This window comes from Candidatus Eisenbacteria bacterium, from assembly GCA_018831195.1.
Taxonomy (GTDB): domain Bacteria; phylum Eisenbacteria; class RBG-16-71-46; order CAIMUX01; family JAHJDP01; genus JAHJDP01.
The window spans coordinates 1-26,048 of the sequence record JAHJDP010000091.1 but is presented as its reverse complement, the minus strand read 5'-3'; the positions used below and the strand labels follow the sequence as shown (position 1 = coordinate 26,048).

General features: G+C 48.2%; 31 protein-coding genes. All 31 read left to right on the top strand.

The features are described from left to right. Positions 1 to 169: 169 nt before the first annotated feature. Positions 170 to 586 carry a class I SAM-dependent methyltransferase gene (locus KJ970_16050; GenBank protein MBU2692437.1) on the top strand — a complete coding sequence of 139 codons (417 nt, stop codon included), beginning with the start codon at positions 170 to 172 and terminating at the stop codon, positions 584 to 586. A gap of 352 nt (positions 587 to 938) precedes the next feature. Further along, positions 939 to 1,631 (top strand): DUF933 domain-containing protein, encoded by a 693-nt coding sequence (locus tag KJ970_16045; GenBank protein ID MBU2692436.1) that lies wholly within the window; start codon positions 939 to 941, stop codon positions 1,629 to 1,631. 457 nt (positions 1,632 to 2,088) lie between these two features. Next, on the top strand, positions 2,089 to 3,198 hold the full coding sequence (locus KJ970_16040; protein MBU2692435.1) for a DUF4037 domain-containing protein: 1,110 nt from the start codon (positions 2,089 to 2,091) through the stop codon (positions 3,196 to 3,198). Between the two features lie 13 nt (positions 3,199 to 3,211). Beyond that, the gene (locus KJ970_16035; GenBank protein MBU2692434.1) at positions 3,212 to 4,396 is read left to right on the top strand and encodes an aspartate aminotransferase family protein; all 1,185 of its coding nucleotides are present in this window, start codon (positions 3,212 to 3,214) and stop codon (positions 4,394 to 4,396) included. 40 nt (positions 4,397 to 4,436) lie between these two features. Continuing rightward, positions 4,437 to 5,444 (top strand): uroporphyrinogen decarboxylase family protein, encoded by a 1,008-nt coding sequence (locus KJ970_16030; GenBank protein ID MBU2692433.1) that lies wholly within the window; start codon positions 4,437 to 4,439, stop codon positions 5,442 to 5,444. 15 nt (positions 5,445 to 5,459) lie between these two features. Beyond that, positions 5,460 to 5,921, top strand: coding sequence for a hypothetical protein (locus tag KJ970_16025; protein MBU2692432.1), 462 nt, complete (start codon positions 5,460 to 5,462; stop codon positions 5,919 to 5,921). A gap of 258 nt (positions 5,922 to 6,179) precedes the next feature. Further along, on the top strand, positions 6,180 to 7,082 hold the full coding sequence (locus KJ970_16020) for a GNAT family N-acetyltransferase (protein ID MBU2692431.1): 903 nt from the start codon (positions 6,180 to 6,182) through the stop codon (positions 7,080 to 7,082). A gap of 144 nt (positions 7,083 to 7,226) precedes the next feature. Further along, positions 7,227 to 8,108, top strand: a complete 882-nt coding sequence (locus KJ970_16015; GenBank protein ID MBU2692430.1) for a pirin family protein — start codon at positions 7,227 to 7,229, stop codon at positions 8,106 to 8,108. 121 nt (positions 8,109 to 8,229) lie between these two features. Then, positions 8,230 to 8,928, top strand: a complete 699-nt coding sequence (locus KJ970_16010) for a hypothetical protein (protein MBU2692429.1) — start codon at positions 8,230 to 8,232, stop codon at positions 8,926 to 8,928. A gap of 28 nt (positions 8,929 to 8,956) precedes the next feature. After that, positions 8,957 to 9,322, top strand: coding sequence for a cupin domain-containing protein (locus KJ970_16005; GenBank protein ID MBU2692428.1), 366 nt, complete (start codon positions 8,957 to 8,959; stop codon positions 9,320 to 9,322). Between the two features lie 97 nt (positions 9,323 to 9,419). Then, positions 9,420 to 10,346 (top strand): GNAT family N-acetyltransferase, encoded by a 927-nt coding sequence (locus tag KJ970_16000; protein ID MBU2692427.1) that lies wholly within the window; start codon positions 9,420 to 9,422, stop codon positions 10,344 to 10,346. A gap of 28 nt (positions 10,347 to 10,374) precedes the next feature. Beyond that, complete coding sequence (locus KJ970_15995) at positions 10,375 to 10,917, top strand: DinB family protein (GenBank protein MBU2692426.1); 543 nt, start codon at positions 10,375 to 10,377, stop codon at positions 10,915 to 10,917. A gap of 1 nt (position 10,918) precedes the next feature. Beyond that, the gene (locus KJ970_15990) at positions 10,919 to 11,770 is read left to right on the top strand and encodes a sugar phosphate isomerase/epimerase (GenBank protein MBU2692425.1); all 852 of its coding nucleotides are present in this window, start codon (positions 10,919 to 10,921) and stop codon (positions 11,768 to 11,770) included. A gap of 686 nt (positions 11,771 to 12,456) precedes the next feature. Next, positions 12,457 to 12,657, top strand: coding sequence for a hypothetical protein (locus KJ970_15985; GenBank protein ID MBU2692424.1), 201 nt, complete (start codon positions 12,457 to 12,459; stop codon positions 12,655 to 12,657). A 318-nt stretch (positions 12,658 to 12,975) separates the two neighbouring features. Beyond that, positions 12,976 to 13,545 (top strand): YdeI/OmpD-associated family protein, encoded by a 570-nt coding sequence (locus KJ970_15980; protein MBU2692423.1) that lies wholly within the window; start codon positions 12,976 to 12,978, stop codon positions 13,543 to 13,545. 5 nt (positions 13,546 to 13,550) lie between these two features. Beyond that, on the top strand, positions 13,551 to 14,417 hold the full coding sequence (locus tag KJ970_15975) for a DUF72 domain-containing protein (GenBank protein ID MBU2692422.1): 867 nt from the start codon (positions 13,551 to 13,553) through the stop codon (positions 14,415 to 14,417). 38 nt (positions 14,418 to 14,455) lie between these two features. Further along, complete coding sequence (locus KJ970_15970; GenBank protein MBU2692421.1) at positions 14,456 to 14,842, top strand: DUF302 domain-containing protein; 387 nt, start codon at positions 14,456 to 14,458, stop codon at positions 14,840 to 14,842. A 36-nt stretch (positions 14,843 to 14,878) separates the two neighbouring features. Continuing rightward, the gene (locus KJ970_15965; GenBank protein ID MBU2692420.1) at positions 14,879 to 15,808 is read left to right on the top strand and encodes a TIGR01777 family oxidoreductase; all 930 of its coding nucleotides are present in this window, start codon (positions 14,879 to 14,881) and stop codon (positions 15,806 to 15,808) included. Between the two features lie 24 nt (positions 15,809 to 15,832). After that, positions 15,833 to 16,558 carry a hypothetical protein gene (locus tag KJ970_15960; protein MBU2692419.1) on the top strand — a complete coding sequence of 242 codons (726 nt, stop codon included), beginning with the start codon at positions 15,833 to 15,835 and terminating at the stop codon, positions 16,556 to 16,558. A gap of 61 nt (positions 16,559 to 16,619) precedes the next feature. After that, positions 16,620 to 17,390, top strand: a complete 771-nt coding sequence (locus tag KJ970_15955; protein MBU2692418.1) for an alpha/beta hydrolase — start codon at positions 16,620 to 16,622, stop codon at positions 17,388 to 17,390. Beyond that, positions 17,391 to 17,948 (top strand): manganese efflux pump MntP family protein, encoded by a 558-nt coding sequence (locus KJ970_15950; protein ID MBU2692417.1) that lies wholly within the window; start codon positions 17,391 to 17,393, stop codon positions 17,946 to 17,948. Between the two features lie 177 nt (positions 17,949 to 18,125). Further along, positions 18,126 to 19,100: a bifunctional methionine sulfoxide reductase B/A protein gene (locus tag KJ970_15945; protein MBU2692416.1), complete on the top strand. Its 975-nt coding sequence runs from the start codon at positions 18,126 to 18,128 to the stop codon at positions 19,098 to 19,100. 194 nt (positions 19,101 to 19,294) lie between these two features. Beyond that, positions 19,295 to 19,732, top strand: a complete 438-nt coding sequence (locus tag KJ970_15940) for a class I SAM-dependent methyltransferase (GenBank protein ID MBU2692415.1) — start codon at positions 19,295 to 19,297, stop codon at positions 19,730 to 19,732. 269 nt (positions 19,733 to 20,001) lie between these two features. After that, on the top strand, positions 20,002 to 20,406 hold the full coding sequence (locus tag KJ970_15935; protein ID MBU2692414.1) for a hypothetical protein: 405 nt from the start codon (positions 20,002 to 20,004) through the stop codon (positions 20,404 to 20,406). Between the two features lie 50 nt (positions 20,407 to 20,456). Then, the gene (locus tag KJ970_15930) at positions 20,457 to 21,125 is read left to right on the top strand and encodes a phosphoribosylanthranilate isomerase (GenBank protein ID MBU2692413.1); all 669 of its coding nucleotides are present in this window, start codon (positions 20,457 to 20,459) and stop codon (positions 21,123 to 21,125) included. 17 nt (positions 21,126 to 21,142) lie between these two features. Then, on the top strand, positions 21,143 to 21,601 hold the full coding sequence (locus KJ970_15925) for a GNAT family N-acetyltransferase (protein MBU2692412.1): 459 nt from the start codon (positions 21,143 to 21,145) through the stop codon (positions 21,599 to 21,601). A 64-nt stretch (positions 21,602 to 21,665) separates the two neighbouring features. Continuing rightward, entirely contained in the window at positions 21,666 to 22,412 is a 747-nt protein-coding gene (locus KJ970_15920) for a metallophosphatase family protein (protein ID MBU2692411.1), read from the top strand. A 252-nt stretch (positions 22,413 to 22,664) separates the two neighbouring features. After that, positions 22,665 to 24,599, top strand: coding sequence for an SMP-30/gluconolactonase/LRE family protein (locus KJ970_15915; protein ID MBU2692410.1), 1,935 nt, complete (start codon positions 22,665 to 22,667; stop codon positions 24,597 to 24,599). Between the two features lie 31 nt (positions 24,600 to 24,630). Beyond that, a complete protein-coding gene (locus tag KJ970_15910) occupies positions 24,631 to 24,999 on the top strand; it encodes an MGMT family protein (GenBank protein MBU2692409.1) in 369 nt (122 codons plus the stop codon). 70 nt (positions 25,000 to 25,069) lie between these two features. Continuing rightward, positions 25,070 to 25,378: an MTH1187 family thiamine-binding protein gene (locus KJ970_15905; GenBank protein MBU2692408.1), complete on the top strand. Its 309-nt coding sequence runs from the start codon at positions 25,070 to 25,072 to the stop codon at positions 25,376 to 25,378. A 30-nt stretch (positions 25,379 to 25,408) separates the two neighbouring features. Next, the coding region (locus tag KJ970_15900; protein MBU2692407.1) for a bifunctional 4-hydroxy-2-oxoglutarate aldolase/2-dehydro-3-deoxy-phosphogluconate aldolase at positions 25,409 to 26,048 on the top strand (640 nt) is incomplete at its 3' end.

The following is a 26,048-nucleotide window of genomic DNA, read 5'->3' as shown; positions in this document are numbered from 1 at the left end:
TTCTGGTTTAATGAAGTCACTCGAAATGCCCTCCTTGGCGGTTTGTTTGTTTCTTGTACAACCAATTTATCGCCTCTGGACGGGCATTTCGAGCTCTTTCTCTTACAAAACCTCCTAAATCGCGCTTATATTGGGTCTAGGCTGTGGTCCGGGGTTTTTCTCAATTGAAATGGCCAGGATGGTAGGGGAATCGGGACGCGTTATCGCATCCGATCTGCAGGAAGGAATGCTCCAGAAATTGCGGGATAAGATTCAGGGAACGCAACTTAATAAAAGAATTGCCCTGCATCAGTGTGGTGAAAATGAAATCGGCCTGACGGACAAGGTTGATTTTGCGTTGCTGTTTTATGTCCTGCACGAAATACCTGATCAGGAAGGTGTGTTTAGAGAGTTGGCAACATTGCTTAAGCCGGGGGGTAAAGTATTACTGGTTGAACCCCCAATTCATGTTTCTAAGCAGGTTTTTGATGAATCTCTTCGAAAGGCTCAAAATGCGGGACTCAATATGACGGAGAGGCCGAGAATTCTACTATGCAAGACCGCGATTTTAGAAGCCGGCCGGCAGAGCCCTGCATTGAGCCGCTAACGAGAAAACCGGGTCACGATTTCATCGTTAAGCTGAGCCCGGCGGTGCCTGGTAAGATGAATCTCGACGAAGACCTGTCGTAACTTGTTGGTATTCAATCTGTTGTGTAGCCCGATGTCGCCTCCTTCATGGGGGGGTTGACCAAACCGCTCAAATCGTGTCTTGTACAGGATTGGACAGGATTGTGATCGCTACGGTAGAGAGTCCATTGGCGTCTAGTGAGTTACTGCAGGTTCTTTCTCCGAAGGCATCATCAGGAATCATCAAACAGGCTCTAATTTGAACCTTGAACAAGGGTCGGCGGACGGCCTCGTTTTATGGCGGGATCTTCAGACAAAAGGACTTATGCCGGATGAAAATCGCATATAAGGGATTGGAGCTGCCGGAAGGCAAAATGAAGTACCAAGACGATATCTTCTCCAAGCTCGTCGATAAATTCCAGCCGGTAAAGGTGTCACCCTATTATTTCGAGCTTTTGGCCGGGGACTATAACAAGGCCTATGGTATCGCGATCGCGGACACGAGCATTTTAGATCTTCTCATTGATGATATCGAGAAGATCGAGAACAGACTGTCCAGGGCAGAGGAATCGGAAGAAAAGGCAATCCTCGAAAAATGTCTGGTTCACCTTGGAAACGAAAAGCCGATTTGTGATATGGTCCTCGACGCCAACGAACGTGCTTATGTCAGCAAGCTGGCACCAACTAGCTTTAAGCCCACTCTGGTTGCCATAGAGACGGCGACAGACGCCAGTGCTGTGTGCCGCGCTCTTATGGATAAGGCGGGCTTGATGTTCTATTACACCGTGGGCAAGCAGGAAGTTCATGCGTGGCTGGTGGAAAAGGGCTCCACCGCTGTCACCTGCGCCGGGAAAATCCACTCCGATCTGGCCAGGGGTTTTATCAAGGCGGAAGTCGTAAGCTGTGAGGATATGATGACCTGCCATAATATGAATGATGCCAGATCCAAAGGCTGCACAAAGCTCGTTGATCGGGATTATGTCATTCCAGAGAACAGTATACTCGATATACGCTTCAACGTCTAAAATCCCCGGTATGGTATACTCGATATACAGTTCGAGGTTTAAAACTACCCCTCGAATTCCCGGCTAATTTCTTACCTCGTTGCTCATCTCATCCCACTCTGCCACTAAAGAAATAGATGGTTTTTTGCGGAAAAATGTAAAAAACTAGAAATCGGATAGAGAGACCGCTTTCCTTGGACCTTGCCACCGGCCCAAACGCAAGGTATGTCATTCTTATAGAGTGCCACATGAAGCCAGTTCAAAAATTTGTGGCTTGAAAAGAGTAGAGGGAATACCACGTGATTCAATTGCAGATCGGAGAAGCCTCTCTTGAGGGGGAGGCAAATAGAGAATTCGACCCATTCACCTGCGGAGAAAAACATCCAGATGATTGCGAAGCCAGATTTTGAGAGAATTATGGAAATCCGCTCGTCCTGGATCTTTGATCAAGGATGGTGATTTCAGGGGAGATATTGAAATGAAGACAAAGCCCTTAAATAGCCCTTTTATCCCAGGGTTGAGATTGGCCGAGTCCTTTTATAATGAGTTTGTAGGCCCCATTATCAGTAGTCAGTGTCCAAATTTGAAATACACAGCAGCTTTAGTGGGTTCCGGATCCGAGGTGCTGGAGTTTGACACCGAGATGTCGATGGATCATCACTGGGGCCCCAGGGTCATGCTTTTCTTGAGTCCCAAGGATTACAAAAAGCACAAATTCGAATGTCATGAGGTATTGGCCGAAAAGCTCCCAGCCGTTTTTCGAGGGATAGCTACGAATTTTACGGAACCTGATCCAAATGACGGAACACAGCACCTCCTGCCTGTGGATTCAGGACCGATTAACCACCGCGTGGAATTCTTCACCTTCAAGGGATACTTTAAAAATTATTTTAATATTGATATTGATAAAGAACTTCAACCAGCAGACTGGTTGACGCTTCCACACCAGAAACTTCGTTCAATCGTCGCGGGGGCTGTTTTTCATGACGAACTGGGATGGGGGTCTATCCGGAAGCGCTTCACATGGTATCCGCATGACATCTGGCTGTATCTCCTTGCTTCCGGATGGTCAAGAATCGGTGAAGAAGAACATTTGATGGGGCGTGCGGGTCATGCGGGAGATAACCTTGGTTCTTCGCTGATCGCCGCGCGATTGGTTCGCGACATAATGCGCCTGGCATTTCTGATGGAAAGAGTCTATCCGCCCTATGCCAAATGGTTCGGGTCAGCATTCGGGAGGCTAGAGTGCGCATCCAAATTGGAACCCCTCCTTATCGCGGCCGTGGAGGCCGCAAATTGGCAAGAACGGGAATTGGGTTTGTGTGCCGCATATTCTGTTGTCGCCGAAATGCATAATTCTCTCGGCCTTACAAAACCGCTTCCTGTTATTCCGTCGGTATTCTGGTGCCGTCCGTTTAAGGTGATCCATGGGGAAACCTTTGCGAAGGAACTCAAGGCCTGTATTAAGGATCCCGTTGTTAAGGACATTGCCAGCAAGCGGCTCATAGGCAATATAGACCTCTTCAGTGATAATGTGGATCTTCTTGAAGATTCCAGCAGGCGATTGAGTTTGCTTGAATTGTATTAATCGGGAGGCTTGCATGTCACAAGTGTTGTGGTACCCGGGTCACGAATTGCTATTGAAGGATATTGTCCGGGCGGAAAATTGCTATCTCTATGATTCCTTTGGAAAGAGATACGTCGATCTGGAGGCCGGAGTTTGGTGTACATCGGTAGGGCATGGGAATCCGAATCTTCTGCGGATCATGGCGGAGCAAGCCGCGAAAGTTGCGCACACGGGATTCAATTATTCGTGCGAGCTCTTAGATAATGTCGCAAAGGCAATATTGTTCTTGCTTGGATTTCAAGACGGAAAATGTGTGTTTTTATGCGCAGGGAGCGAGGCCATCGAATACGGCGTTCGGGTCGCGCAGTTTGTGTCTGAAAAACCGATGATGATGACCATGGCCGACTCTTATTTTGGAGCCTATGGATCAGCGCGGGAAAGAAAGGAACACGAGTGGTTTGATTTCGATTGGTTTCCCTGTTTAGAATGTCCTGAATCCAAGTCCTGTGACAAAGACTGCAAGCATTGGCTGTCGATTCCCTTTGATAAAATCGGCGGATTTCTCTTTGAACCCGGCAGCTCTTCCGGCTTGGTGCGATTTCCGCCGGCAAAACTGATTCAGAACATTGATCGGACGATAAAGGAGGGCGATGGTCTCATCTTGATAAATGAAGTAACCACGGGTGTCGGAAGAACGGGTAAATGGTTTGGGTTTCAACACTACGACATATCGCCGGACATTGTGGGAATCGGCAAAGGGATCGGCAATGGTTATCCGGTGAGCGTAACCGCCTTTGCGCCCGGTGTAATGGATCTGCTGGGGGACAAGCCGGTGAATTACGCTCAGTCGCATCAAAACGATCCGCTGGGTGCAGCTGTTGTCATGGAAGTTATTCGTGTCATCAAGGAAGAGAAACTAATCGAGCGCGGCCGCGAGATAGCGGAATTACTGGTTGGCGGATTGAAGAAAATCCACGAAAGGTGCGATCTGATTTTAGAAATCCGCTCACGGGGATTGATGGTGGCTGTCGAGCTGAGAGATGACAGCAAGGCCTCTCTGGCGATCCGCGTGCAAAAGGAACTCATTAGCAGGGGGTTTGTCTTGGCCCGGCGGCCTGGGCTGAGTGTGTTGAGACTTGATCCGGCATTGACTATAGAGCGGGAGGATATTGAAGAATTTTTAGATACTTTCGAAGAGATTCTCAGGGACGAACATTAAGAAAGGAATGGGATTCACTCCGGGTACCGGTGCGGGAATTATGAATTCAAGAGAACGAATCCGCCTCATCATGGATGGTAAATCAGCGGACCGCTGCGGGTTTTGGCTTGGCATGCCACATAGCGACACATGGCCGATCTACAGGGATCATTTCAATGTAAGCGACTTGGAAGAATTACATGCACTTCTGGGAAGCGATCTGAGATGGATAACTCCGGAATGGAATTCATATCGGCATCCAGAGGGCCGGGGGATTTTCGATTTGGGTATCGAGAAAGGCGGACACGGGCAGGCCGGGCCGTTGGCAAAATGCGAGGATGCGGGTGAAGTAGAGATGTTTGAATGGCCGGATGTTGATTATCTTGATTTTGGCCCTATTTTAGCCAAGCTTCGAGAGACGGGCGATGTCTACCGGGCCAGCGGTTTCTGGACGCCTTTCTTTCATGTCATCATGGATCTATTCGGAATGGAAGACTACATGGTCAAGATGTTCACCCATCCTGAGGTGGTTCATGCCGTCACTGATCGTGTCTGCGGGTTTTATTATGAGGCGAACCAAAGGTTTTATGCCCAAGCGGGCGACCTGATAGATGCGTTCTTTTTCGGGAATGATTTTGGTACGCAACTCGATGTTATGTGCGGCCCGGAGCAATTTGACGAATTCATTCTTCCCTGGTTTCGAAAGTTCACGCAGCAGGCGCACGAGAGCCATTACAAAGTGATTTTACATTCGTGCGGCTCCATATTCAGAGTTATTGATCGATTGATTGATTCCGGTGTCGATTGCCTTCATCCACTTCAGGCCAAGGCCCGAAACATGGAGGCGGAAATACTGGCCCGGTACTTCAAGGGACGCGTTGTCTTTATGGGTGGGATTGACACACAAGAGCTTCTAGTAAAGGGGGGGCCGGAGGAGGTTCGGGCGGAGGTGAGAAGGATCAAAGAGATCCTTGCGCCGGGACTGATTGTGAGCCCAAGCCACGAAGCCCTTCTTCCCAATGTGCCGCCTGAGAATGTGGCGGCGATGAGTGATGCGGCGAGGGAGTAGATCAAGGAGAGGCAAATGCAAAAGAAAACAAATCCCGAAAAAAGAAATTGGATCGTCATTGTATTTGCCTTTGCAAACGCCCTCCTCATCTATGGCGTCATATGCTATATCGTAACAATGAATCGACCTGCAGTGGTGCAAACGAGCCTTTTATCTGATTTTAGGGTAGGCGGCTACGGTTTGAGCGCACTTATGCTCGTGGCCGGATTCTGGATATTTCCGCGTTCAACGGCAGGCACGATTGTGCTGCGTGAGACGTTCATGACGAAATCAATCATATCGTTGGCGTTCTGTGATGCCGTGGGAATCATTGGTCTGGTGTTGGTTATTTTGGGACTACCACCGGTGGAGTACTTGCCTTTCGGCGTCCTGGGACTGCTGTCGATCTTATTCTTTGTACTACCAAGAGGATTGCGGTACTGGAGGCAATTCGAGGGTGGGGAATCGGGAACGCAACAAGGTCTTATTGAAAGCTAATGGCAGGCTTATAGATATAGGGCATTGTTGGACGCGGTGTTGCGAGGAAGGTTGCATCGGAGTACTCGGCGGGTAAAACAATAAGCCTTGAAGAATCCATGGAAGTGCTGGTAAAGATGGATAGTTTCAGGGGGGTGAGTGTTACAGTGATGGACCGGTTCTAATAGAGGGTTTTAACGACCGGCGCCAGCGCGCGGGTTCTAACACCCGAGTATTGGCGACCATGTTTTTACAATCAGGATTTTACATCGGGCTTCCATGAGTCGACGAGAATGGGGAATAATGAATTTGGAAATCCAGTACCGAAGTCACTATTTCGATGACGCGGAGCTCAAATCCTCATTTGAGCAGTACGCCATGTCAGTTTTTGGTTTGGATTTTCGCCGTTGGAAGGAGAAGGGCTTGTGGAGTCATCGATATACTCCCTTTTCAGCTTTTGTTGGGAAACAATGCATTGCCTCTATCTGTGTCTATTCTTGTCTCCTTACCATTGATCACAAGAAAATGAATGGCGCCCAGCTTCTTACTGTTGGCACATTGCCTGAATACCGGGGTCAAGGCATCCAGAGAGAGATTTGGGACCGGGCATCAACATGGTGTATCAAGAATCATGATTTCACCTTTCTTTTCACAGATGAAAAGGCGGCGGGATTGTATGAAAAGTTGGGCCTTATAAGAAAGGAAGAGCATGTTGAAGTCGTTGAGATACAGCCGCTGGAAATGACATCGAATGGGAGTTATAGAAAACTATTTATAAAAGATGAGGATGATTATCAGATTGCCTATCGCCTGGCACATGAGAGAACAGTCGTTTCAAATAGAATTGGATTTCATAATCCAAAGTTGTTACTTTTCATGCTTCTATACCCCTACAAGGACCGGATGTATTACATAGAAGAATTAGATTGCATCGTAATTGTCGAGAGAAGAAAGGACAAGCTTAGGGTTCATGATATTATTGCCGTGGAAATGCCTTCATATGAAAAGATTGAGCCGCTCTTGGGGCAGTTTGGTAAGAAAAAAATCGAGTTTTTGTTTTGTGCAGATCGTCTCGATCTAAAAAACGCGGATAAACAGCTCCTAAAGGAGAGCGTACTTTTTGTCAGTAAGAATTTTAAATTTTCACAGAAGATGATGTTTCCCGCCTCGATTCGCGCCTAGAACAGAAAAACCGGTCCTTGGAGGAATTCAGAATGACTCCGCGATCCGGTCTTGGACACGGTGATGCCTTGCGGCCGGTGAAACCGGCGAAGTCATGACTCGTCCCGAACGAATCTGTTCGAAAAATTGCCGTGAGGAAACGAGATGCAAAATCCAAGAAATATAGCGAAGGTCATCCGGCCGATTTCTGTGCTTGAAGGGGCTGGGGTCAGGCTCAAGCGGTCTTTTCCCGCGGGAGCGATTGATTTCATCGACCCATTTCTCCTTTTGGATGACTTCAGTTCGAGCAATCCAAATGATTACAGAAAAGGATTTCCATGGCACCCACACCGGGGCATCGAAACCGTTTCCTATGTCATCCAAGGTGCTGTTAATCATGGGGATAGCCTTGGCAATCGGGGAACAATCGGTGCGGGAGAGGCTCAGTGGATGACCGCCGGCAGCGGGATCATGCATGAAGAGATGCCAGATCCACAATCGGAACGACTTGTCGCATTCCAATTGTGGGTCAATCTCTCAGCCGATCGGAAAATGACCGTTCCCAGGTATCAGAATATTTCTTCGGATTCGATTCCGGTTGTCAGCCCACAGAAGGGTGTGACGGTCCGTGTGGTTGCGGGTGAGGTCGACGGAATGAGAGGGCCGGTAACAGGGATAAGTATTGAACCCACCTATTTGGATGCCTTGTTGCTTCCCAACGCTTCATTTACCCATTCGGTTCCCAGGGGCCATACAGCCATGGTCTATCTTTTTGAAGGAGAAGCCGGAGTTGGGCCAGGCGCACCTCATTCTGGGAAAGAGATTGTTGCGCCAAGCCTGGTAATTTTGGGGGACGGAGATGGTATCGAACTGGAGGCCACGACAGCCGGCGCCCGTTGCCTTCTCATTTCGGGCACGCCATTGAATGAGCCGGTTTCCAGATACGGTCCTTTTGTGATGAATACGCCCGAGGAGATTCAACGGGCGCTCAGCGATCTCAATGATGGGACATTTATTCGGCATCAACCAGAAGACCATCCTTCTTGATTTAAGGCGTTGTTTCCACACAATATTTCTTGAGATATCCGGCGTCTGCTCTATATACTTATGTCTGAGTGTAGCCATTGTTCATCTTTATGTGACCGTCTTTCATTATGAGGATGTTGGGATGAAAAAGTATTGGCCTCTATTTGGGTTAGTGTTTGTCTTGGTATCAGCAGTAATCTCTTCTGCGTCAGCCACAGAGGGCAATATTGCTGAAGAGAAATCCGTAGAACCTCCTGTTCTTCTTAAAGGGCGGCATGGAATAACCATCTTCAGTGGTCTTTTAAATCAAACCTCGACAGAAACCGATATCTCACATGGAAATGTTAACACCGACACACGCGTCAATGGCTTTCTCGGTTCCATATCCTATAATCATTGGGCGAGAAAGGATTGGGCGGTCTGCCTGAGCGCCGGTGTCATCACTGCCGAGACCAGCACATCGGTAGAGCAGGGCGAAGTTGAGTCGAAATCGGCGGCGGTTCTTCCGTTGTTGTTCGGCCTTGCCTATTACCCCGAAAAACTAGCATTGAGTCCTCCCTGGCGACCCTATGCCTCCATCGCGGTGGGGCCCTATATCGGTTCAGCCACGAATAGCATTGCCGGGGAGACGGTGGGAAGCAAGACGGTTTCGGAGGCTGTTCTCGGTCTCCGCATTCAAGCCGGGATGGACTTTTTCTTCAGTAAAAGATTTAAAGCAGGCGTGGTTGCTGGATATCATTTTGTTGGCGAGTATGAGGAGCAAATCGGAGCGGATACAGACTATAGCGGTCCTGAGTTCTCAATCTGCTTTGGGATTTTGTTGGGTTCCGGGAAAGATTAAACCATCAAACCTCAATTTGAGGATGCAAATGCAATATTCTCCCATCAATCTGAGGGAAAAACTCAGCAGGTTCTCTGAGCATTGGTCGCCTAAGATCATTGCTAAGATGAATAATTATCACTTCAAACTTGTTAAATTTCAAGGTGATTTTGTTTGGCATGCTCATGAGGCAACGGACGAGGCGTTTATTGTTCTCACCGGCGAAATGCGGATCGATTTTCGCGACGGGGTTGTGAATTTAGTTTCTGGAGACATGTTTGTTGTCCCCAAGGGTGTAAAACACAAGCCTTTTGCCGAAAGGGAGTGCCAAGTAATGCTCCTGGAGCCCGCCGGGACAATCAATACTGGAGATACGCCGGCGGAAGTTACTGCGGAAGACAATGTTTGGATCTGAATTATTTAATCAAATTTTCTGAAATCTATTGTGCGAATTCATCAAACTATAATAGGGGAGCAAACGGACTTCGAGCCTGGAAGAGGGTGGCAGATTAATGAAGCTTTTTCAACGCCTATACCAGCATGAAGATGATTACTGGAGGATCCGGGAATTCCTACGCAGGGTATTCATACTGAATAACCGGCGGGAACTCTGCTGGCAAGCCTATCGCTTCGATTATTGGCGTTGGCATGGATCAGAAAACATGGGGCACGGTCGCCTTGAAAGGGATGTTTTTCTCTGGGAAGAGAAGAATGGGCAAATTGGCGCCGTACTGACTCGTGAAGGACCTGGCAATGTCGCCCTTCAAATTCGTCCTGATTTGCGCTCTCCCGGGCTGGTCGAAGAAATGATCATGACAGCGGAAGGCCATTTGTCAATTGCCGGGCCGGAAAATCAGCGAAAGCTGCATATCTGGACGCCGGGAACGGATAATTTACAGAAGGGGATTCTTAGGCAGCGGGGTTATACAAAGGGCGACATGCAGGAATTTCAGCGGCGCCGCCCGCTGTCTGAACCCATTCCTGATCCTCCGGTGGCAAAGGGATATGCCATCCGCTCGCTCGGCGATTCTGGTGAGTTACCTGCACGGAGTCTGGTATCATGGAGAGCATTCCATCCTGAAGAACCGGAGGAGCTATTCGCGGGCTGGGATTGGTATTATAATATTCAGCGGGCTCCACTTTATCGCCGCGATTTGGATATTGTCGCGGTGGCGCCCGATGGCGCCTTGGCCTCATTCTGCACCATCTGGTTTGATGATGTGACCCGGACCGGGGCTTTTGAGCCCGTGGGGACGGCGCCAGAACATCAAAAGCGTGGCTTGGGTAAGGCGGTCATGTGTGAGGGACTCCGCCGTCTTGAGAGATTCGGCGCAACAATGGCTTATGTTGGTTCATATACACCGGCGGCACACGCCCTTTACGCATCAATCGGTTTTAATGACTATGATTTGTCTGAACCTTGGATGAGAGTATTCTAGTATCCATTGAATTGTAAAAGGAGGCGCTATGCCCGAGAAGGCCCCCTGGATCAAACGGCGCTTCACGTTCGATACACCTCTTTCGATGTTTCCTAATATTCTCGAACGGCTAAGAGGCACCCCGGCCCGAATTGAGGACCTGGTTCGCGATATATCGCAGGGGAAAGCGATGAAGCGTATCGATGGGCGTTGGTCGATTCAGGAAAACATAGGTCATCTTATCGAGGTAGAGGATCTATGGCTTGGCCGGCTTGATGATTTCGCCGACGGGATTGCCGTCCTACGTCCAGCGGATATGAAGAATCGACGGACAGACGCCGCGGAATACAACAAGCAGGAATTGAGAGAAATCCTGAAAGCGTTTCGCCGGATTAGAACTCATTTTATCCAACGCTTAGAATCAATGGACGAGGAGGCAATCGGCCGTATGTCGCATCATCCCCGTCTAAATCAACCCATGAAAATCCCGGACATGATGTTCTTTGCCTCAGAACATGACGATCATCACATAGTCCGTATAGCGGAACTTCTGCGCGAGCTGGAGCTCAATCACCGAGAAGACGAGGTCTGAGATGGGAGAAATATTGAGAGAGCTCTCCATGACGACAGACTATGTCACTTACCTTGGGGATCCAAAGCCATATCTGGAAAGGATCGCCGAAGCGGGGTTTACTCATATTCATTGGTGTCATGAATGGAACACGACACATATATATTCAGACAATGAAATTTCGAATATTCAGACTTGGCTCCAGGAATTTGATCTCAAACTTCTCGATCTTCATGCGCCACATGGGGAGGGTATGGGTTGGGGAGCCGGCGGAGCAATTGAGCGATCAGCCGCCGTTAAACTACTTAAGAATAGACTGGGGATGACAGCACGGCTATCCGGTGGAGCTATCGTCGTTCACTTACCCAATGCTCCAAGTACCCTGCTCAAGGGGGATTTTTACTACGACTCGTTACAGAGATCATTGGATGTGTTGTGGCAGCTGGCTGAAAAGTATTCAATTAAGATAGCGATTGAAAATATGGATGACGACGATTTTCTGGATATTGATTGGCTTTTTGAGCGGTATAATGATGACTTTCTTGGTCTTTGTTATGATTCCGGGCACGGGAATCTTGGGCGGCCCGGTCTTGATAATCTGGAGCGCTACAAGGGCCGTCTTGTATCTATTCACATTCATGATAATGATGGAACGCAAGATCGACACAACCTTCCATTTTCCGGAACCGTTGATTGGGTAAGATTGTCAAAAATTATCGCGAGTTCGTCGTATAAAGGATGCGTAAGCTTAGAAGCAAATATGCGGGGTCTTGATATCAGCGAATCTGAGTATCTGCGCGAGGCTTATCAGACAGCCGCTAAGCTTGAAAAGATGATTCAGTCGGAGCGGCAGGCTCTTACTGCAGGAAAATGACTAATCGATCAGATTCGCGAATATTGTAATATTTGATATTCCGGCTCTAACAAAATCATGACATCCGCCTTATTGTATCTGACATTCCGCATGTCGAACTGGTTGTTCTGATTAATTTCGAGGTCCTGGCCGATTCATCCATCAGACTATCCCCGATGGACGATTCAGCCTAAAGCTCAAAATTGCTCAGAACATCCTATTCGATGTGCGGAATGCAGGTATAACAGTAATTTATCGACATATCCGAACGAAAACAGGCCGAGGTTATTCAGCAGGAATTGAAACAAAGACTTCGCTAAGCCCGAAAGATGCAGGCTATAGGAACACCGGCCCGGGGGGGGTGCCCATGACTTTAATAGGATTCTTCATGTCATGATGGGTTTTCAGGAACTCTTGGAGGAAAAAAATCCCCCCATAGCGATGAAGGTAATTGTCTGCATGAAATTAAAAGGGGATGCGAGCGCGCAGCGTCACTGACCTGCCAGCTGCTTGCATTCAACAGGCAACGGACAATTAAACCAAAGCCGATGAATCTTTCGGTGAATGTGAAAGATGCAATGCCGGAGGGCGGCATACTAATTATCCGCACGGAGAATATATAGGTCGACAAGGCATTTTGTCAAGGACACGAAGGATTCATTCCGGGTGATTATGTGATGACAACGATCCTAGACACAGGAGCTGGAATGAATGAGAAGACGACAAATCGGATTTTTGAACCCTTCTTTTCAACCATAGGTATGGGCCAGGGAACTAGTTTAGGATTATCTACGGTCTATGGGATTGTGAAGCGGCCTACGATCAAAACAATGCCATGGTTTAGGGCAACAAATCTTTGTTTATCAGCGGCTACCCGGCCACAGGTCTTCAAGAGAAAATGGTTCTAAACGAGGATATTCGGTTACTCCAGAAACCCTTCAAACCGAAAGCATTACTGGAAAGCATTCGTAGTGTTCTTGATGGAAATCGAGTCAAAAACTCACCAGTGATATAAAGCCCGGCCTGACCCTGCCTTAATCTTTTACGATTCAATGAATTAGGAGCCATATCCAAGACTCCCCAGAGGCCCATTTCCCAATGTGGCCCGCTTGAGATAAACGCCTCCCAGAATTATTCTTTATCCAGAACCCATTATAGATCTCCCTGGGCCATTTAAGAGGTCTCCAGCGGGGTATTGTCGACTTCAGTTCGAGGATATTTTACAAATGGAAAATTTCCTTTATATCACTCTTAGGAATGAGTGGCGCGCCTGGTTGAAGGAGAATCATCATAGATCGAAGTGTATTTGGCTGATATTTTACAAAATACACTCCGGGAAGGCTCTGATTCCCTATGAGGACGCTGTCGAAGAGGCCTTATGCTTTGGATGGATAGATAGCATTATCAAGAAGATCGATGCCGACAGGTATGCGCGCAAATTTACTCCCCGAAAAGATGGAAGCAAATGGTCGGAGCTTAATAAGAAAAGAGCCAGGAAGCTGATTAAGCAGAAGCGGATGCTCAAAGCAGGAATGGACAAAATCAAGATCGCGAAGGAAAATGGGGAATGGAATAGGCCGTCATTATCCGGCCGGCCGCCAGAAGTCCCGGCTGCGTTCAAGGCGGCATTGGCCAAGAACAGAAAGGCAAAGGAGTTTTATGCAAGGTTGGCGCCCTCTTACCAGAAACAGTTCATAGGCTGGATTGCGAGTGCCAAGAAGGGTGTGACGCGGGACAGGCGGATAAAAGAGGCGGTTTACAGCCTCGAGCGTGGTCAAAAACTGGGCATGAAGTGACACTTATGAGTGAGCTTAAGATCGGAACATGCAGCTGGAAATATCCATCTTGGAGCGGGCTCGTATATTCCGCCCCAAAGGGGATTGACTATCTGGCCGAGTATGCTCAGAAGTATGATTCCGTCGAGATCGATCAGTGGTTCTGGTCTCTTTTTGAAGGAAGAAGCGTTAAACTGCCGGATATAGAAACTGTTAGGAATTATAAAGCGGCTGTTCCTGATAGTTTCAAGTTTACGGTCAAGATTCCGAATAGCATCACGTTGACTCATTATTATACGAAATCTAAAGCTGGGCCTCTTAGAACAAACCCCCATTTCTTGTCAGTTGATCTCTTTAACGAATTCATTTCAACCCTCAAACCATTAGAGGAGATGCTGGGCTCTATGATGTTTCAATTCGAGTATTTAAACCATCAAAAGATGCAATCAAACCAGGAATTCTTTAATTTGTTTGAAAATTTTGCAAAAAAATTGCCAGTTGGATTTCGATATGCTGTTGAGCTGAGGAATGCCAATTATCTGACAGATGAATATTTCGAATTTCTCCGGCGAAACAAACTCGACCATGTTTTTCTTCAAGGATACTGGATGCCGGATATTTCTACAATTTATCATAAGGGACGGGATGCATTTCTGGAATGTGAACAGGTAGTGATCCGTCTCCACGGCGGAGACCGGAAAGAGATTGAGGAAAAGGCAAAGCAACAATGGAATAAGATTGTTGAGCCCAGAGACAAGGAATTGCTATCCGTCACAAATATGATCAAGGACTTGCTTAATAATGAAGTGGATGTTTACCTGAATATAAATAATCACTATGAGGGTTCTGCGCCACTCACCATTGATCGAATACGGGCGCTACTGGCGGTATAGACGCCATGGCCGACATCCGGCGAGGGAAGGAGAAACAAGTGAGCTACTATTTTGCAAAGCGTTTGAGTGTGACATTTGAGGCGGCCGTTGAAGCTGTGACAATGGCTCTCAAGGCACAGGGATTTGGCATCCTTACGGAAATCGATGTCAAAGCGACGCTTAAGGAAAAACTGGGGGTGGATTTCAGGAAGTACCGGATCCTTGGCGCCTGCAACCCTCCTTTTGCCTACAAAGCGCTGCAAGCAGAAGATAAAATCGGCCTGATGTTGCCATGCAATGTCATTGTTCAGGAGCATGACAAGGGTGAAGTGGAAGTAGCGGTGATTGATCCGGTTGCCTCAATGAACGCTGTGGGTACCCAGGATTTGGCCGCGGTCGGGATGGAGGTTCAAAAGAGACTGGCAGCCGTCATTGAAGGACTTTGATGATTATCGGGCTCAGTTGTCTCGGGAAGTGATGCCATGAAGGTGGCCATACCGGGCGCCAGAGGTTTGATCGGGCGTCGCCTCGTGCGCCTCCTGTTGGATAGAGGTCACACGCCGGTTGCTCTAACCAGAAATGCGAAAAGGTTGCTGGAAGCGCCTTATAGTATCGAATGGCGAACTTGGGATCCTGACAACCCCGAAACCGGCAATATGGCTTTTCAGAATATAGATGCAATAGTAAATCTATCTGGGGAGCCGGTTGGTTCAGGCTGGTGGACGAAGAAAAAAATGAAAAGGATCCGCGACTCGAGGGTTTTTGGAAATCAGAGGATTGTAGACGTTTTGTCCCATGTGTCCAGAGGACCCAGAGTGTATATTGCCGGATCTGCTGTTGGTTATTATGGATCGCGAGGCGATGAAATCCTCACGGAATCTTCAGAGAAAGGGGAGGGCTTTCTGGCTGAAGTCAGCCGAGACCTCGAAGCGCAGGCGGCCAAGGCATCCCATTTTGGATTGAGGGTCGTGTTGCTTCGAACCGGGGTGGTGCTATCCGGAACGGGGGGGGCGCTTGCCAAGATGCATCAAGTCTTCAAATGGGGGCTTGGCGGAAAAATCGGGGATGGACGGCAGTGGTTACCCTGGATTCACGAAAGTGATATCGCTGAAATCATTCTCTATTGTCTTGAGAGGCATGAGATCGAGGGGCCGGTCAATGGGACCGCTCCAAATCCAGTCCCAAACAGTGAATTCACGCAAGCCTTGGGTGCGGTTTTGGGAAAAGCGACACCCTTTCCAATACCAGAGGTGTTTTTAAAGATATCCCTTGGGAGGATGGCTGAAATTCTAACGGCAAGCCAGCGAGTTGTCCCTGAGAAACTCCTAAATTCGGACTTTCAGTTTCAATATCCCGATTTGGGTAGGGGATTGAATGACTGTTTGAAAACCCATGGTAATGTTATTCGGTGAAAACGGAAGTGAGGGTTATTTACATTGAGAGAGCCTCCGGTTTTTAAAGATTTAAAAAAAGCACTTGGCAAGGTTGTACAAAATCGCAGCCTTGCCGGAAATAGATTAAACATTGAATGCCAGGCCCTATCGGCAACAGAGGCTATTGGGGACCCCGATCATCATGATTATCCAATCTTGAAAGGCAAGGAGCATATCGTTGAAGCGGTTTTTGAGGGCTCAAGAGGCCACGCCTTTGCCGATGAATTTGAGAATATGGGTTGTTTCGTTGAAGATCTGCTGGAACTTCAACTTGATTCCAATAGCAAGCGGGCCTGTTTCGTTTCGGGCTTAAATGCTGTTTTCAGGCACCTGAATCTATGTGACAAAACGGTGCACTGCAAAAACAACGAACCACAGAGGTGTGCATTACAGCTGGTGGAATCGGTCAGATCCTACCGGAAAATCCTTCTATTAGGATATCAACCGCGTTTTCTCGAGGCGCTATCAGCGGTGACCGACATTAGAGTCATTGATCGAGATTTGGACAATATCGGCGAAATGAAATTCGGTGTCATAGTAGAGCATGAAGAAATGTTTGGAGATGCCGCTAGATGGTGTGATTTGGTATTGGCAACCGGGTCGACCCTTGTGAATGGAACGATCACAAAACTTTTGAATTTTTACAAACCGGTACTCTTCTATGGGGTTACAATTTCGGCAGCCGCCAGCATACTCAATCTGAACAAGTTCTGTCACTGCGGGAATTAGAAGGAAGCCAAGGACAAACGGGATTTTGATTAAAGTACGCACATATGGAACTTCGGGCCCCATGGTTATTGTTCTGCATGGCGGCCCAGGGGCGCCGGGTTATATGGCGCCTGTTGCACGCGGGTTGGAGGATTCATTCCGAGTCATTGAACCTCTTCAGCGCCGGAGCGGCGGAGAACCCCTTACGGTCGCCCGCCATGTTGATGATCTGCATGAAGTAATAACAAAGGCGGGCAAAATGTACGGACCCGCGCTTGTGGGATCCTCTTGGGGGGCAATGCTCGCACTTGCCTATGCCGCAACATACCCGGCAATGGCCGGGCCCCTGGTTCTGATTGGATGTGGGACATTTGATCTCGACGCCCGCGCTGCAATGAAGGCCACGATTGATAAACGGATGGATGAATCATTACGGATTCGCTTGAAGCGTCTCCCCGAGGAGTTTCCCAATCCGGATGACCAGCTGAAAAGCATGGGAGATTTGATTCAGCCTCTACACATATATAAATCATTGGCAGCCGAACCCGAGGGGGAGTCCTGCGACGCCCGTGGACATCACGAGACCTGGGATGATATGGTCCGCTTGCAGAGTGAAGGGGTTTACCCCGAGGCGTTTGCAGTCATCAAATCGCCTGTTCTTATGCTTCATGGAACCTACGATCCCCATCCAGGGCGAATGATTCAGGAGAGCCTAAAACCTTACATTACGCAATTGGAGTACCACGAGTGGGAGCGATGTGGGCACTATCCGTGGCTGGAAACATCAGTTCGGGGAGAATTCTTCAACATCCTCAATGATTGGCTCAAGCGGAATCTTCCGCGGGATTATTAAATGGTCATTCTCGAGATAATCGCGATCGCTATTGGTTTATCGTTGGATGCCGTAGCCGTGTCTCTCGCCGCCGCCGCCGCCGGATATTCAAACAGCCGAGGCGCCATTTTTCGGTTGGCTTTTCATTTTGGTCTGTTTCAAGCCCTTATGCCACTCATCGGATGGTTGATCGGCGAACAGGTGGTGGGCTGGGCCGCGCGTATTGATCATTGGATCGCGTTTGGCCTGCTGGCGTTTGTTGGATTTCGTATGATCCGTTCCGGATGGCGGCCGGCCGCGTCCCTGAGCTACGATCCTACACGAGGGAAGATGCTGGTTTTACTATCCCTCGCCACAAGTATCGACGCCTTGGCGGTCGGTCTGAGTTTGGCCATGGTCGGCGTTTCTATTGTACTGCCATGCCTCTTGATCGGTCTTGTAACCGCTACCCTCTCTTTGATGGCGATTTACCTTGGTTCTAGAATCGGCGCCCGGTTTGGGAAGCGCATGGAGATAGCCGGAGGCATCATTCTTGTCTTGATTGGTTTGCGAATATTGGTTTCCCACTTTGTGGCCTAGGGGAAGGGTGATACTCGGCCGGCGGCTCAATCCGTTGTATAACAGCATATTATGAAATGTCCTTTGTTCTGGAACAGACCCAATCCCCATGGGTAGTAACTAGGTTCAAAGCAAAGAGCCCTTCAGAAGGGGCTGTCGGCCATCCTAAAAGCTCTTTGATGTGGGAGGTGTGTTATGATGGCTAAATCGATATTTCTAGGTCTTGTGCTAATGATTGTCTTTGGGGTAGCGGCTTGTGTCGACCAGGCCCAGTCGAATCGAACAACGGATGAACAAACCGCAACAATTCAGGAGGAGGATATGGGGTTTAATGAGCTGACGCCAGAAGAGGAAAGGGTCATTGTTCAGAAGGGCACGGAGGTTCCTTTTACAGGCAAATATTATAACCATCATGAAAAGGGGACATATATTTGTAAGCGGTGCGGCGCCCCTCTATATATTTCGGACAGCAAATTCAATTCTGGATGCGGATGGCCGAGCTTTGATGATGAGATTCCCGGGGCGGTAGAGAAAAGAACGGATGCGGATGGCCTGCGGACAGAAATCCTCTGTAAAAAATGTGGGGCTCATTTGGGGCATGTTTTCACCGGCGAGGAGTTCACCGAAAAGAATACACGCCACTGCGTCAACTCTATCTCCTTAGAATTTTTACCGGCCACTGAGACTCGGTCAATGCAGAGAGCGATTTTTGCAGGCGGATGCTTTTGGGGAATGGAGTATTTTTTCCAGAACGCCAAGGGTGTGACATCAACCCAGGTTGGATATGTTGGAGGAGATACGGAGAATCCCACATATAAAGAGGTTTGTTATGATTCGACGGGTCACGCCGAGGCCATCGAGGTGACCTTTGATCCTTCAAAAACGACATATGAGGAACTGGCAAAGCTCTTTTTTGAAATCCACGATCCCACACAAGTCGATCGACAAGGACCCGATGTCGGGGCGCAATATAGATCTTCAGTATTCTATCTTGACGATGACCAGAAAAGCACTGCGGAAGCTCTCATTGAAATCCTAAAAACAAAAGGGTATGAGGTGGCGACAGAAGTGCAACCGGCAGGCACATTTTGGAATGCGGAAGACTATCATCAGGATTATTATAAAAAGAATAAGCAGAAACCCTATTGCCATGCTTATACGAAACGGTTTTAGGACTGAACTCTAAAATGCAAAATAACGGGTGTGTACATGTCTAAAAACCAACGATTTCTTGAAAGTTACCGAACTAATAATAGCCCGTGGGATCTCGGTAAACCTGATTTTAATTTGATAAATGCCGTTGAGAATATTCCCATCACTCCTTGTGCCGCAATGGATGTCGGGTGCGGCACAGGAGATTATATCATTTGGCTGGCGAAAAGGGTTTTCAAGTAACCGGAGTGGATCTTTCTGATATTGCCATTGAGGAAGCAAAAGAGAAGGTAGAGCAGAACAATCTCAAATACGTTTTGATGGTCGATGACTTCTTAGAATGGAAAACCTGCCGCGAAAAGTTTGCCTTTGTTTTTGATCGTGGACGTTATCACACATTCGATTTTAGAGAAGAAAGGATGCGATTCGTTCGAAATATCAGCAAGTGCCTCAAAATAATTGGTATATGGATGTCGATTATCGGCAACGCCAATCAAAAAAGAATTGAACCCGGCCCCCGTAGGCGAAGCGCCACAGAAGTTATTGAAGCGGCCGAACCCCATTTAGAGATTCTATCACTCACATCCGAGTATTTTGGGTCAAACGGCAAAGACCCGGCAAGGGCTTGGATTGCCTTGTTCAAAAGAGGATAGTAGGAAACAGAGTGTGAGAAACCGTAACCATGAAGTGGGCGAGAGAATTCAACGAGGATTTTAGCGAGCCCGCGAGCTCGATGCACCCAAGTGATGGCCTTTTAGGAAAAGCCCCCAGCTTCTAGAATTATCTTGCAGGTTTTCTTCTTTTCGATGATAATTATCGCGGGATATGACCATTTATTTTATGTGCGTTGGGATTTGCCGCGATTCATAGATTCAGGCCTGCTGCAATAATTTTGTGGGATGTACCGAGGAACAGGGGGACCATGATGCCGATAACCTATAAAGTTCTGGATGATGGACACTTTCTCTGCGCCACTGCCAGCGCTCCATTGAGCGCTGATGATTTTGTAGAGTATGAAATGGCTCATGCCGCCGATGAGCGAATTAAACCACCGGTTAGCGAGCTCTTCGAAATCAAACATGATTCTTGTAAGGACATTTCCAAGGAAGAGTTTTTGGAAGTCCTGGAGCGAAGAAATGAAATGCTGAAAAAGCCAACACCTCATCGTTTGGCCATCGTGATACACTACGCCGATAGCCACGCGTGGGATTTGGCGAAGTTTTATGAGGGCATGGTTCTATTACATAATCCTGAGAGTGTCGTTTTATTCGGCGATATCCAATTGGCCAGGATTTGGTTGGGGGTTGAGGAGGTCCAAGTAGAATAAGATGGGACTTGGCGATTCCAAGCGGGACGCATAGAGCGAAGTAAGATATGATAACGTGTCACATCAAGATCTGCTGTATCCAGTCGCAAGCGGAGGCGAAACTTGCTTTTGAAGCGGGTGCAAACTCTCTGGGCCTGGTTTCTGAGATGCCCGATGGTCCCGGTCCAATCCCCGAAAACGATATTATAAAAATCGTGGAACGAGCCCCCGCCGGCGTGGAAACGGTTCTCCTGACCTGTTTTACAAAAATAGATGAGATATTTTCACAGCACTGCCGGGTAAATACTAAGGCGATTCAGCTTTGTGCGCCGACTACCGAATCGACGAGGTTGGCGTTGAAGACAATGCTGAAAGATGTGAGAATTCTCCAGGTCGTTCATGTCACGGGGCCTCATGCTGTCAGTGAGGCGATCCAAGCCGCCATTGGGGCCAGCGCGATTTTACTGGACTCGGGCGGTATCCTTCCCGGAGCGCCCCAACTGGGCGGGACCGGTCTGACACATGATTGGATGATCAGCAGAAAGATTGTTGAGATCAGCGAGATACCTGTTTATTTGGCAGGTGGTCTTAATCCGGCAAATGTTGCCGAAGCTATACAACGGGTAAAACCATTTGGTGTCGATGTCTGTTCAGGCGTACGAGACGGTGTGCGGCTGAATCCATTAAAACTTCATACCTTTATCGGAGAAGTGCGCAGCGCTTGTCAAACGGCGCTGTAGATTAATGAATCGTTATAATGAAGAATAATATCCATCCAGAAAGCTCCCTGAATATCAGAAGGGGCAAATCAAAAGATGCAGTACGGATTGTGGAACTGAGTCGACAGCTCGGATATCTTGTTGGCCTGGAAATTGTGGAAGACTCACTCGCCCGTCTCCGGCGTGACCGGAATCATTGTGTATTCGTTGCGGAGAAAGCCGGTTTTGTCGTTGGATGGATTCAAATCGGAATTCGGCTGCTTCTTATGGCCGGTATGGAAGCGGAAATTGAAGGATTGGTGGTTGATGAGGAGTACCGCCGCCAGGGGATTGGTGTTGCGTTGGTTCGGCAAGCTGAGGAATGGGCGACAGACCGGAAGATGGGCGCTATACGGGTCCGCTCGAATATTATTCGCGAGGGCGCGCATGAGTTTTACAAAAATGACGGCTATCAGAGAATCAAGACGCAAGAAATTTATCGGAAGGATCTGAAATAGACAAATGAAGATTTTGGATTCGGATTAGTGTGATGGTATCAGTCTATTGGAAGCATCAAGGATCATGAGAGAGTTCAGAGTTGCCGCCATATCAGATATCCATGGGAACAGGTGGGCGTTAGAGGCCGTTCTCGCAGACATTGATCGGCGGGCTGTTGATAAGATTGTTAATCTTGGAGACAGCATCTACGGCCCATTGGATCCCGAAGAATGCGCGCGGATACTCATTGAACGAAATATCTTCTCAATCAGGGGTAATGAAGATCGAATTTACAATCTTCCCCCGAGCGCCACAGTCGATTATGTGATGAGTAAAATCAGCACCCGAACAAAGGAGTGGCTGGCGGGAATGCAATCCGAAAATGTAATAGATCCTTCAATTGTCATGTTTCATGGAATTCCAGGGAAGGATGATGAATATTTATTAACAGCCGTTCATAGCAATGGGACAACACTCAGAGAAACGGCTGAGATTGAAAAGCGCCTCGAGAATATCGATCAAAGGATGGTACTATGTGGACATGATCACACGCAGAGAACGATCGGCCTATCCGGTGGGCGGCGAGTTGTGAATCCGGGAAGTGTTGGTTTACCGGCCTATACCGATACGACTCCCTACGAGCATATTATTGAAGCGGGAAGTCCGCATGCCCGCTATACCTTGATCGAAATTTCACCACACGAAACACGGATTGAAGAAATTCAGGTGATTTACGATTGGGAAATGGCCGCCCGGCGGGCGAGGGGAAACGGCCGGCTGGATTGGGCCTATTGGCTGAGCCAGGGAAAGGTTTCATCCGGATCCAAGTAGGGGGCACTTACCCCGGTCACCATCTTGTGGTAAGCTACAGTGAAGCTTGACGTTAGGAAGTAGATAGGCCATAAGATGAAAGATCATCGAGGTCGAAGAGCGGAACATCGACCTGGTTTTCCTCGTAAGCTTCATTGAATTATTCGATCTAAGCCAGTGGTTTGGGTCAGTGGATCAAGCCAGGGTTCAGGTTTCTGCTTAAGGTCTGATGAATGGGGACAATTCAAGGTTTGACAGATACTCTTGGATTTGATGCAGATGGCCGGATTCGGCGTCAAATGGAAGGAGATTGGTGTGACGAAGCATCATTGGATATCATTTGATATGATCGTTATCTTCTCCTGCTTGTCGATTTTGTACTTAGCTCCCGGCTCGCATGCGGAGATCATAGACTTCAAATCCGATCAATGGATTATGCGAAATGCGCAAATTGTGGAACATTTGGGCAGAGAATGCCTGATGGGATTCGCCTACTTAAAAGATGTTGAATTCGACAACGGTACAATCGAAGTCGATTTCGCTGTCACCAGATCCGTCTCGTATCCAGGCATTATTTTTAGGGTTCAATCAGATCAAAATATGGAACGGCTCTACATTCGTCCCCATAGGGCGGGGCTTTATGAAGATGCGCTTCAATACACTCCCACGATCAATGGAGTTGCGGGATGGCAGTTATACAACGGAAGCGGATTTACCACCGGCGTGGATTTTCCAGTCGATGAATGGGTTCACTTGAAAGTGGAAGTATTGGATGAGCAGGCAAGGGTTTTTGTGAACAATTCGGATGAGCCGGCATTGGTCATTGATTATTTGCAGCATGGGATCAGTAAGGGCACGGTCGGTGTATTGGGTCCCGCCGACGGCACCGCCTATTTCTCGAACTTCTCTTATACCATCGACAATTCATTGGAGTTTGTCCCCACTCTTGAAATTGACACACCGCCCGGAACGATCACCAATTGGGAGGTGTCGCAGTCCTATAAATTGAGCGAAATCGATCTGGAAACCTATTACGGGATTCAAAATATCACTGAGATCAAGTGGAAACCCGTCGAAAGCGATGCAACGGGGCTTGTTGATATTGCCCGATCCAATGGCAGATCAGGCGGCGAACCTGATGTTGTGTTCGCAAAAACTACGATTCGTGCAGATGCCGACAAAATCATGGAACTTCAATACGGTTACAGCGATGTCGTAACGATCTTTCTGAACGGTGAGGTTTTGGCCTTCGGAAACAGTGGATACAAGCAAAGAGATTCCTCCTTCCTGGGTGTTGTTGGCTTGAATGACGGGGTCTATCTACGGCTTAAAAAGGGGGAAAACGAACTCGTTCTGGTGATTGCCGAGAGTTTCGGCGGCTGGGGATTCATTTGCCGCGACGGCGATGCCTTCTATCAAAGTGAAAACCTGGTGGAGGTCATGGAAACAACTGGAGATTTCTTGACGCCGGAATGTGTTGTTTATGACAAAGACAGACAAGCGCTCTTTGTTTCGAATTTCGATATTTACAATAAGGCCAGAACCAGTGGCGGACAATATATCACCAAGCTGACGATGGATGGTGTTGTAGACAATTTGAAATGGCATGCGGGTCTAAATAAACCAACAGGACTTGCGATTCACGGGAATTACCTCTACATTGTGGACAGAACGACTCTTTCTCTTATTGACATCATCGCCATGAAAGAGGCGAGACGGGTCGAAATTCCGGGAGCTGAATTTCCCAATGATATCGATATTGATGAAAATGGCGCGGCCTATATATCCGATTCCAACCGCGGGATGATCTATAAATTTACGGATGACGGGTTTGAGGAATGGTTTTGGGGCGAAGAGGTGCAGAATCCCAACGGGATTCTTGTTTATAACGGCAAACTCTATTATGGAAACAATGGAGACAATTCGGTAAAGGCTGTCTCGTTGACGACCAGGGAGGCGGAAACGATCGCCAAGTTAAAGCCGGGAAATATAGACGGTATTCAGATGACAAGCAAAGGTGATCTGTTGGTCTCTCATTGGGAAGGAAGGATTTATAGGATCAGTCTTGCGGGAGAAGTGGAAAAGATCCTCGATCTTTCTGTATTGGGCGTTAACACGGCGGATTTTGAATATATTCCGGAAAAGGAAATGATCGCCGTTCCCACTTTTAGAGATAATCGAGTCGTGGGATATACACTTTCAGATTAATCTTAAGCAAGGTCGAGGAGTATTCGATTTAATGACTTCGAAGCGAAGTTATACATCCCCACAATCGAATGCCGAATCCGGACTCTATGAAAGGATCTACAATGTCGTGCGGAAGATTCCAAAAGGAAAGGTAACCAATTACGGACACATTGCCATCATTGTCGGTGAGTGTACGCCGCGGATGGTCGGCTATGCGATGGCTTCGGTGCCCTTCGGATCCAATGTCCCTTGGCAAAGAGTCGTTAACAGCAAGGGAGAAGTCAGCGCGAGAAGGGGCGGCGACGGGGCCTTTCATCAGAGGGAACAGCTTGAGGCCGAAGGTGTTGTATTTGACGAGGCCGGCAGAATCGATCTAAAAAAATTCGGATGGGCAGGGCCGGGTCCTAGGCAAAGGCTGTGATCTTTGCGAATAATTCCCGGCGGCGTGCAAGTATATGGTTGAGTGATAGGTGGTTGGCAGGAGGTGCATGGTGAAAGTTATCGCAGATATCTGTATTGTTCCGATCGGCGTTGGGGTTTCGGTCTCAAAATACATCGCAGTTTGCGAGGGCATTTTAAAGGATGCCGGATTGAATCCCCGTCTCCACGGATATGGGACGAATGTGGAAGGCGAATGGCATGACGTTTTCAACGCCATGAAAGAATGCCACGAAGAAATCCATAAAATGGGAGCGCCGCGAATCAGCACCAATCTGCGGCTGGGCACACGTGTGGATCGGGAGCAAACAATAGAAGACAAGCTGAAAAGCGTTGAAAAAAAATTAAAAACAGAAGAATAGGGGGTCTCCGGACAAAGAGAGGACTTTGAAGTGATTCAGAAGAATACGGCAATTGAAAGAACACTCTCTGATATTCTCGAACATGGGATAATTCTCTGTGTCCGGCTTTCAGGAAAGGAACCGGTTCTTGATTCCTGCATGGCGGCTATAAGAGGCGGTCTTTATGTCTTGGAAGTAACGCTGACGACGCCGAATGCACTGGAAGTGATAAGAGCTCTTTCAAAGGAAGATAATGTCATCGTGGGGGCGGGCACCGTTCTTAAAACCGAACAAGTCAAAGCTGTTGCGGATGCCGGTGGCAGATTCGCGCTTTCACCGGTATATGATCCGGAAATTTTGGAGGTGGCGGAAAAATACAATTTACTTGGTGTTCCGGGAGCCGCATCGCCGAAGGAAATATCTGACGCCCATAGGGGCGGCGCCAAGCTGGTGAAGGTTTTTCCGGCGGGCGTTTTAGGAGGGCCAGATTTTCTGCGCGCGGTTCGAGGGCCCTTCCCGCATATCCCTCTGGTTCCAACGAGCGGACCAAGGGCGGAGAATATTAAAGAGTATATGTCAGCCGGGGCGGTTGCCGTCGGTGTCGGCAAAGATGTATTTCCCAATGGTTTTACCTTGGAAAGCGCAGAAATGTCGGCCGTGCGAGTCAAGAATGCCATGATTGAGTATAGAT

Excerpts from the sequence above, each read along its gene's own strand:
- KJ970_16050 (MBU2692437.1), top strand. The coding sequence starts at position 170 with ATGGCCAGGATGGTAGGGGAATCGGGACGCGTTATCGCATCCGATCTG.
- KJ970_16045 (MBU2692436.1), top strand. The coding sequence starts at position 939 with ATGAAAATCGCATATAAGGGATTGGAGCTGCCGGAAGGCAAAATGAAG.
- KJ970_16040 (MBU2692435.1), top strand. The coding sequence starts at position 2,089 with ATGAAGACAAAGCCCTTAAATAGCCCTTTTATCCCAGGGTTGAGATTG.
- KJ970_16035 (MBU2692434.1), top strand. The coding sequence starts at position 3,212 with ATGTCACAAGTGTTGTGGTACCCGGGTCACGAATTGCTATTGAAGGAT.
- KJ970_16030 (MBU2692433.1), top strand. The coding sequence starts at position 4,437 with ATGAATTCAAGAGAACGAATCCGCCTCATCATGGATGGTAAATCAGCG.
- KJ970_16025 (MBU2692432.1), top strand. The coding sequence starts at position 5,460 with ATGCAAAAGAAAACAAATCCCGAAAAAAGAAATTGGATCGTCATTGTA.
- KJ970_16020 (MBU2692431.1), top strand. The coding sequence starts at position 6,180 with ATGAGTCGACGAGAATGGGGAATAATGAATTTGGAAATCCAGTACCGA.
- KJ970_16015 (MBU2692430.1), top strand. The coding sequence starts at position 7,227 with ATGCAAAATCCAAGAAATATAGCGAAGGTCATCCGGCCGATTTCTGTG.
- KJ970_16010 (MBU2692429.1), top strand. The coding sequence starts at position 8,230 with ATGAAAAAGTATTGGCCTCTATTTGGGTTAGTGTTTGTCTTGGTATCA.
- KJ970_16005 (MBU2692428.1), top strand. The coding sequence starts at position 8,957 with ATGCAATATTCTCCCATCAATCTGAGGGAAAAACTCAGCAGGTTCTCT.
- KJ970_16000 (MBU2692427.1), top strand. The coding sequence starts at position 9,420 with ATGAAGCTTTTTCAACGCCTATACCAGCATGAAGATGATTACTGGAGG.
- KJ970_15995 (MBU2692426.1), top strand. The coding sequence starts at position 10,375 with ATGCCCGAGAAGGCCCCCTGGATCAAACGGCGCTTCACGTTCGATACA.
- KJ970_15990 (MBU2692425.1), top strand. The coding sequence starts at position 10,919 with ATGGGAGAAATATTGAGAGAGCTCTCCATGACGACAGACTATGTCACT.
- KJ970_15985 (MBU2692424.1), top strand. The coding sequence starts at position 12,457 with ATGAATGAGAAGACGACAAATCGGATTTTTGAACCCTTCTTTTCAACC.
- KJ970_15980 (MBU2692423.1), top strand. The coding sequence starts at position 12,976 with ATGGAAAATTTCCTTTATATCACTCTTAGGAATGAGTGGCGCGCCTGG.
- KJ970_15975 (MBU2692422.1), top strand. The coding sequence starts at position 13,551 with ATGAGTGAGCTTAAGATCGGAACATGCAGCTGGAAATATCCATCTTGG.
- KJ970_15965 (MBU2692420.1), top strand. The coding sequence starts at position 14,879 with ATGAAGGTGGCCATACCGGGCGCCAGAGGTTTGATCGGGCGTCGCCTC.
- KJ970_15955 (MBU2692418.1), top strand. The coding sequence starts at position 16,620 with ATGGTTATTGTTCTGCATGGCGGCCCAGGGGCGCCGGGTTATATGGCG.
- KJ970_15950 (MBU2692417.1), top strand. The coding sequence starts at position 17,391 with ATGGTCATTCTCGAGATAATCGCGATCGCTATTGGTTTATCGTTGGAT.
- KJ970_15945 (MBU2692416.1), top strand. The coding sequence starts at position 18,126 with ATGGCTAAATCGATATTTCTAGGTCTTGTGCTAATGATTGTCTTTGGG.
- KJ970_15935 (MBU2692414.1), top strand. The coding sequence starts at position 20,002 with ATGATGCCGATAACCTATAAAGTTCTGGATGATGGACACTTTCTCTGC.
- KJ970_15925 (MBU2692412.1), top strand. The coding sequence starts at position 21,143 with ATGAAGAATAATATCCATCCAGAAAGCTCCCTGAATATCAGAAGGGGC.
- KJ970_15920 (MBU2692411.1), top strand. The coding sequence starts at position 21,666 with ATGAGAGAGTTCAGAGTTGCCGCCATATCAGATATCCATGGGAACAGG.
- KJ970_15915 (MBU2692410.1), top strand. The coding sequence starts at position 22,665 with ATGCAGATGGCCGGATTCGGCGTCAAATGGAAGGAGATTGGTGTGACG.
- KJ970_15910 (MBU2692409.1), top strand. The coding sequence starts at position 24,631 with ATGACTTCGAAGCGAAGTTATACATCCCCACAATCGAATGCCGAATCC.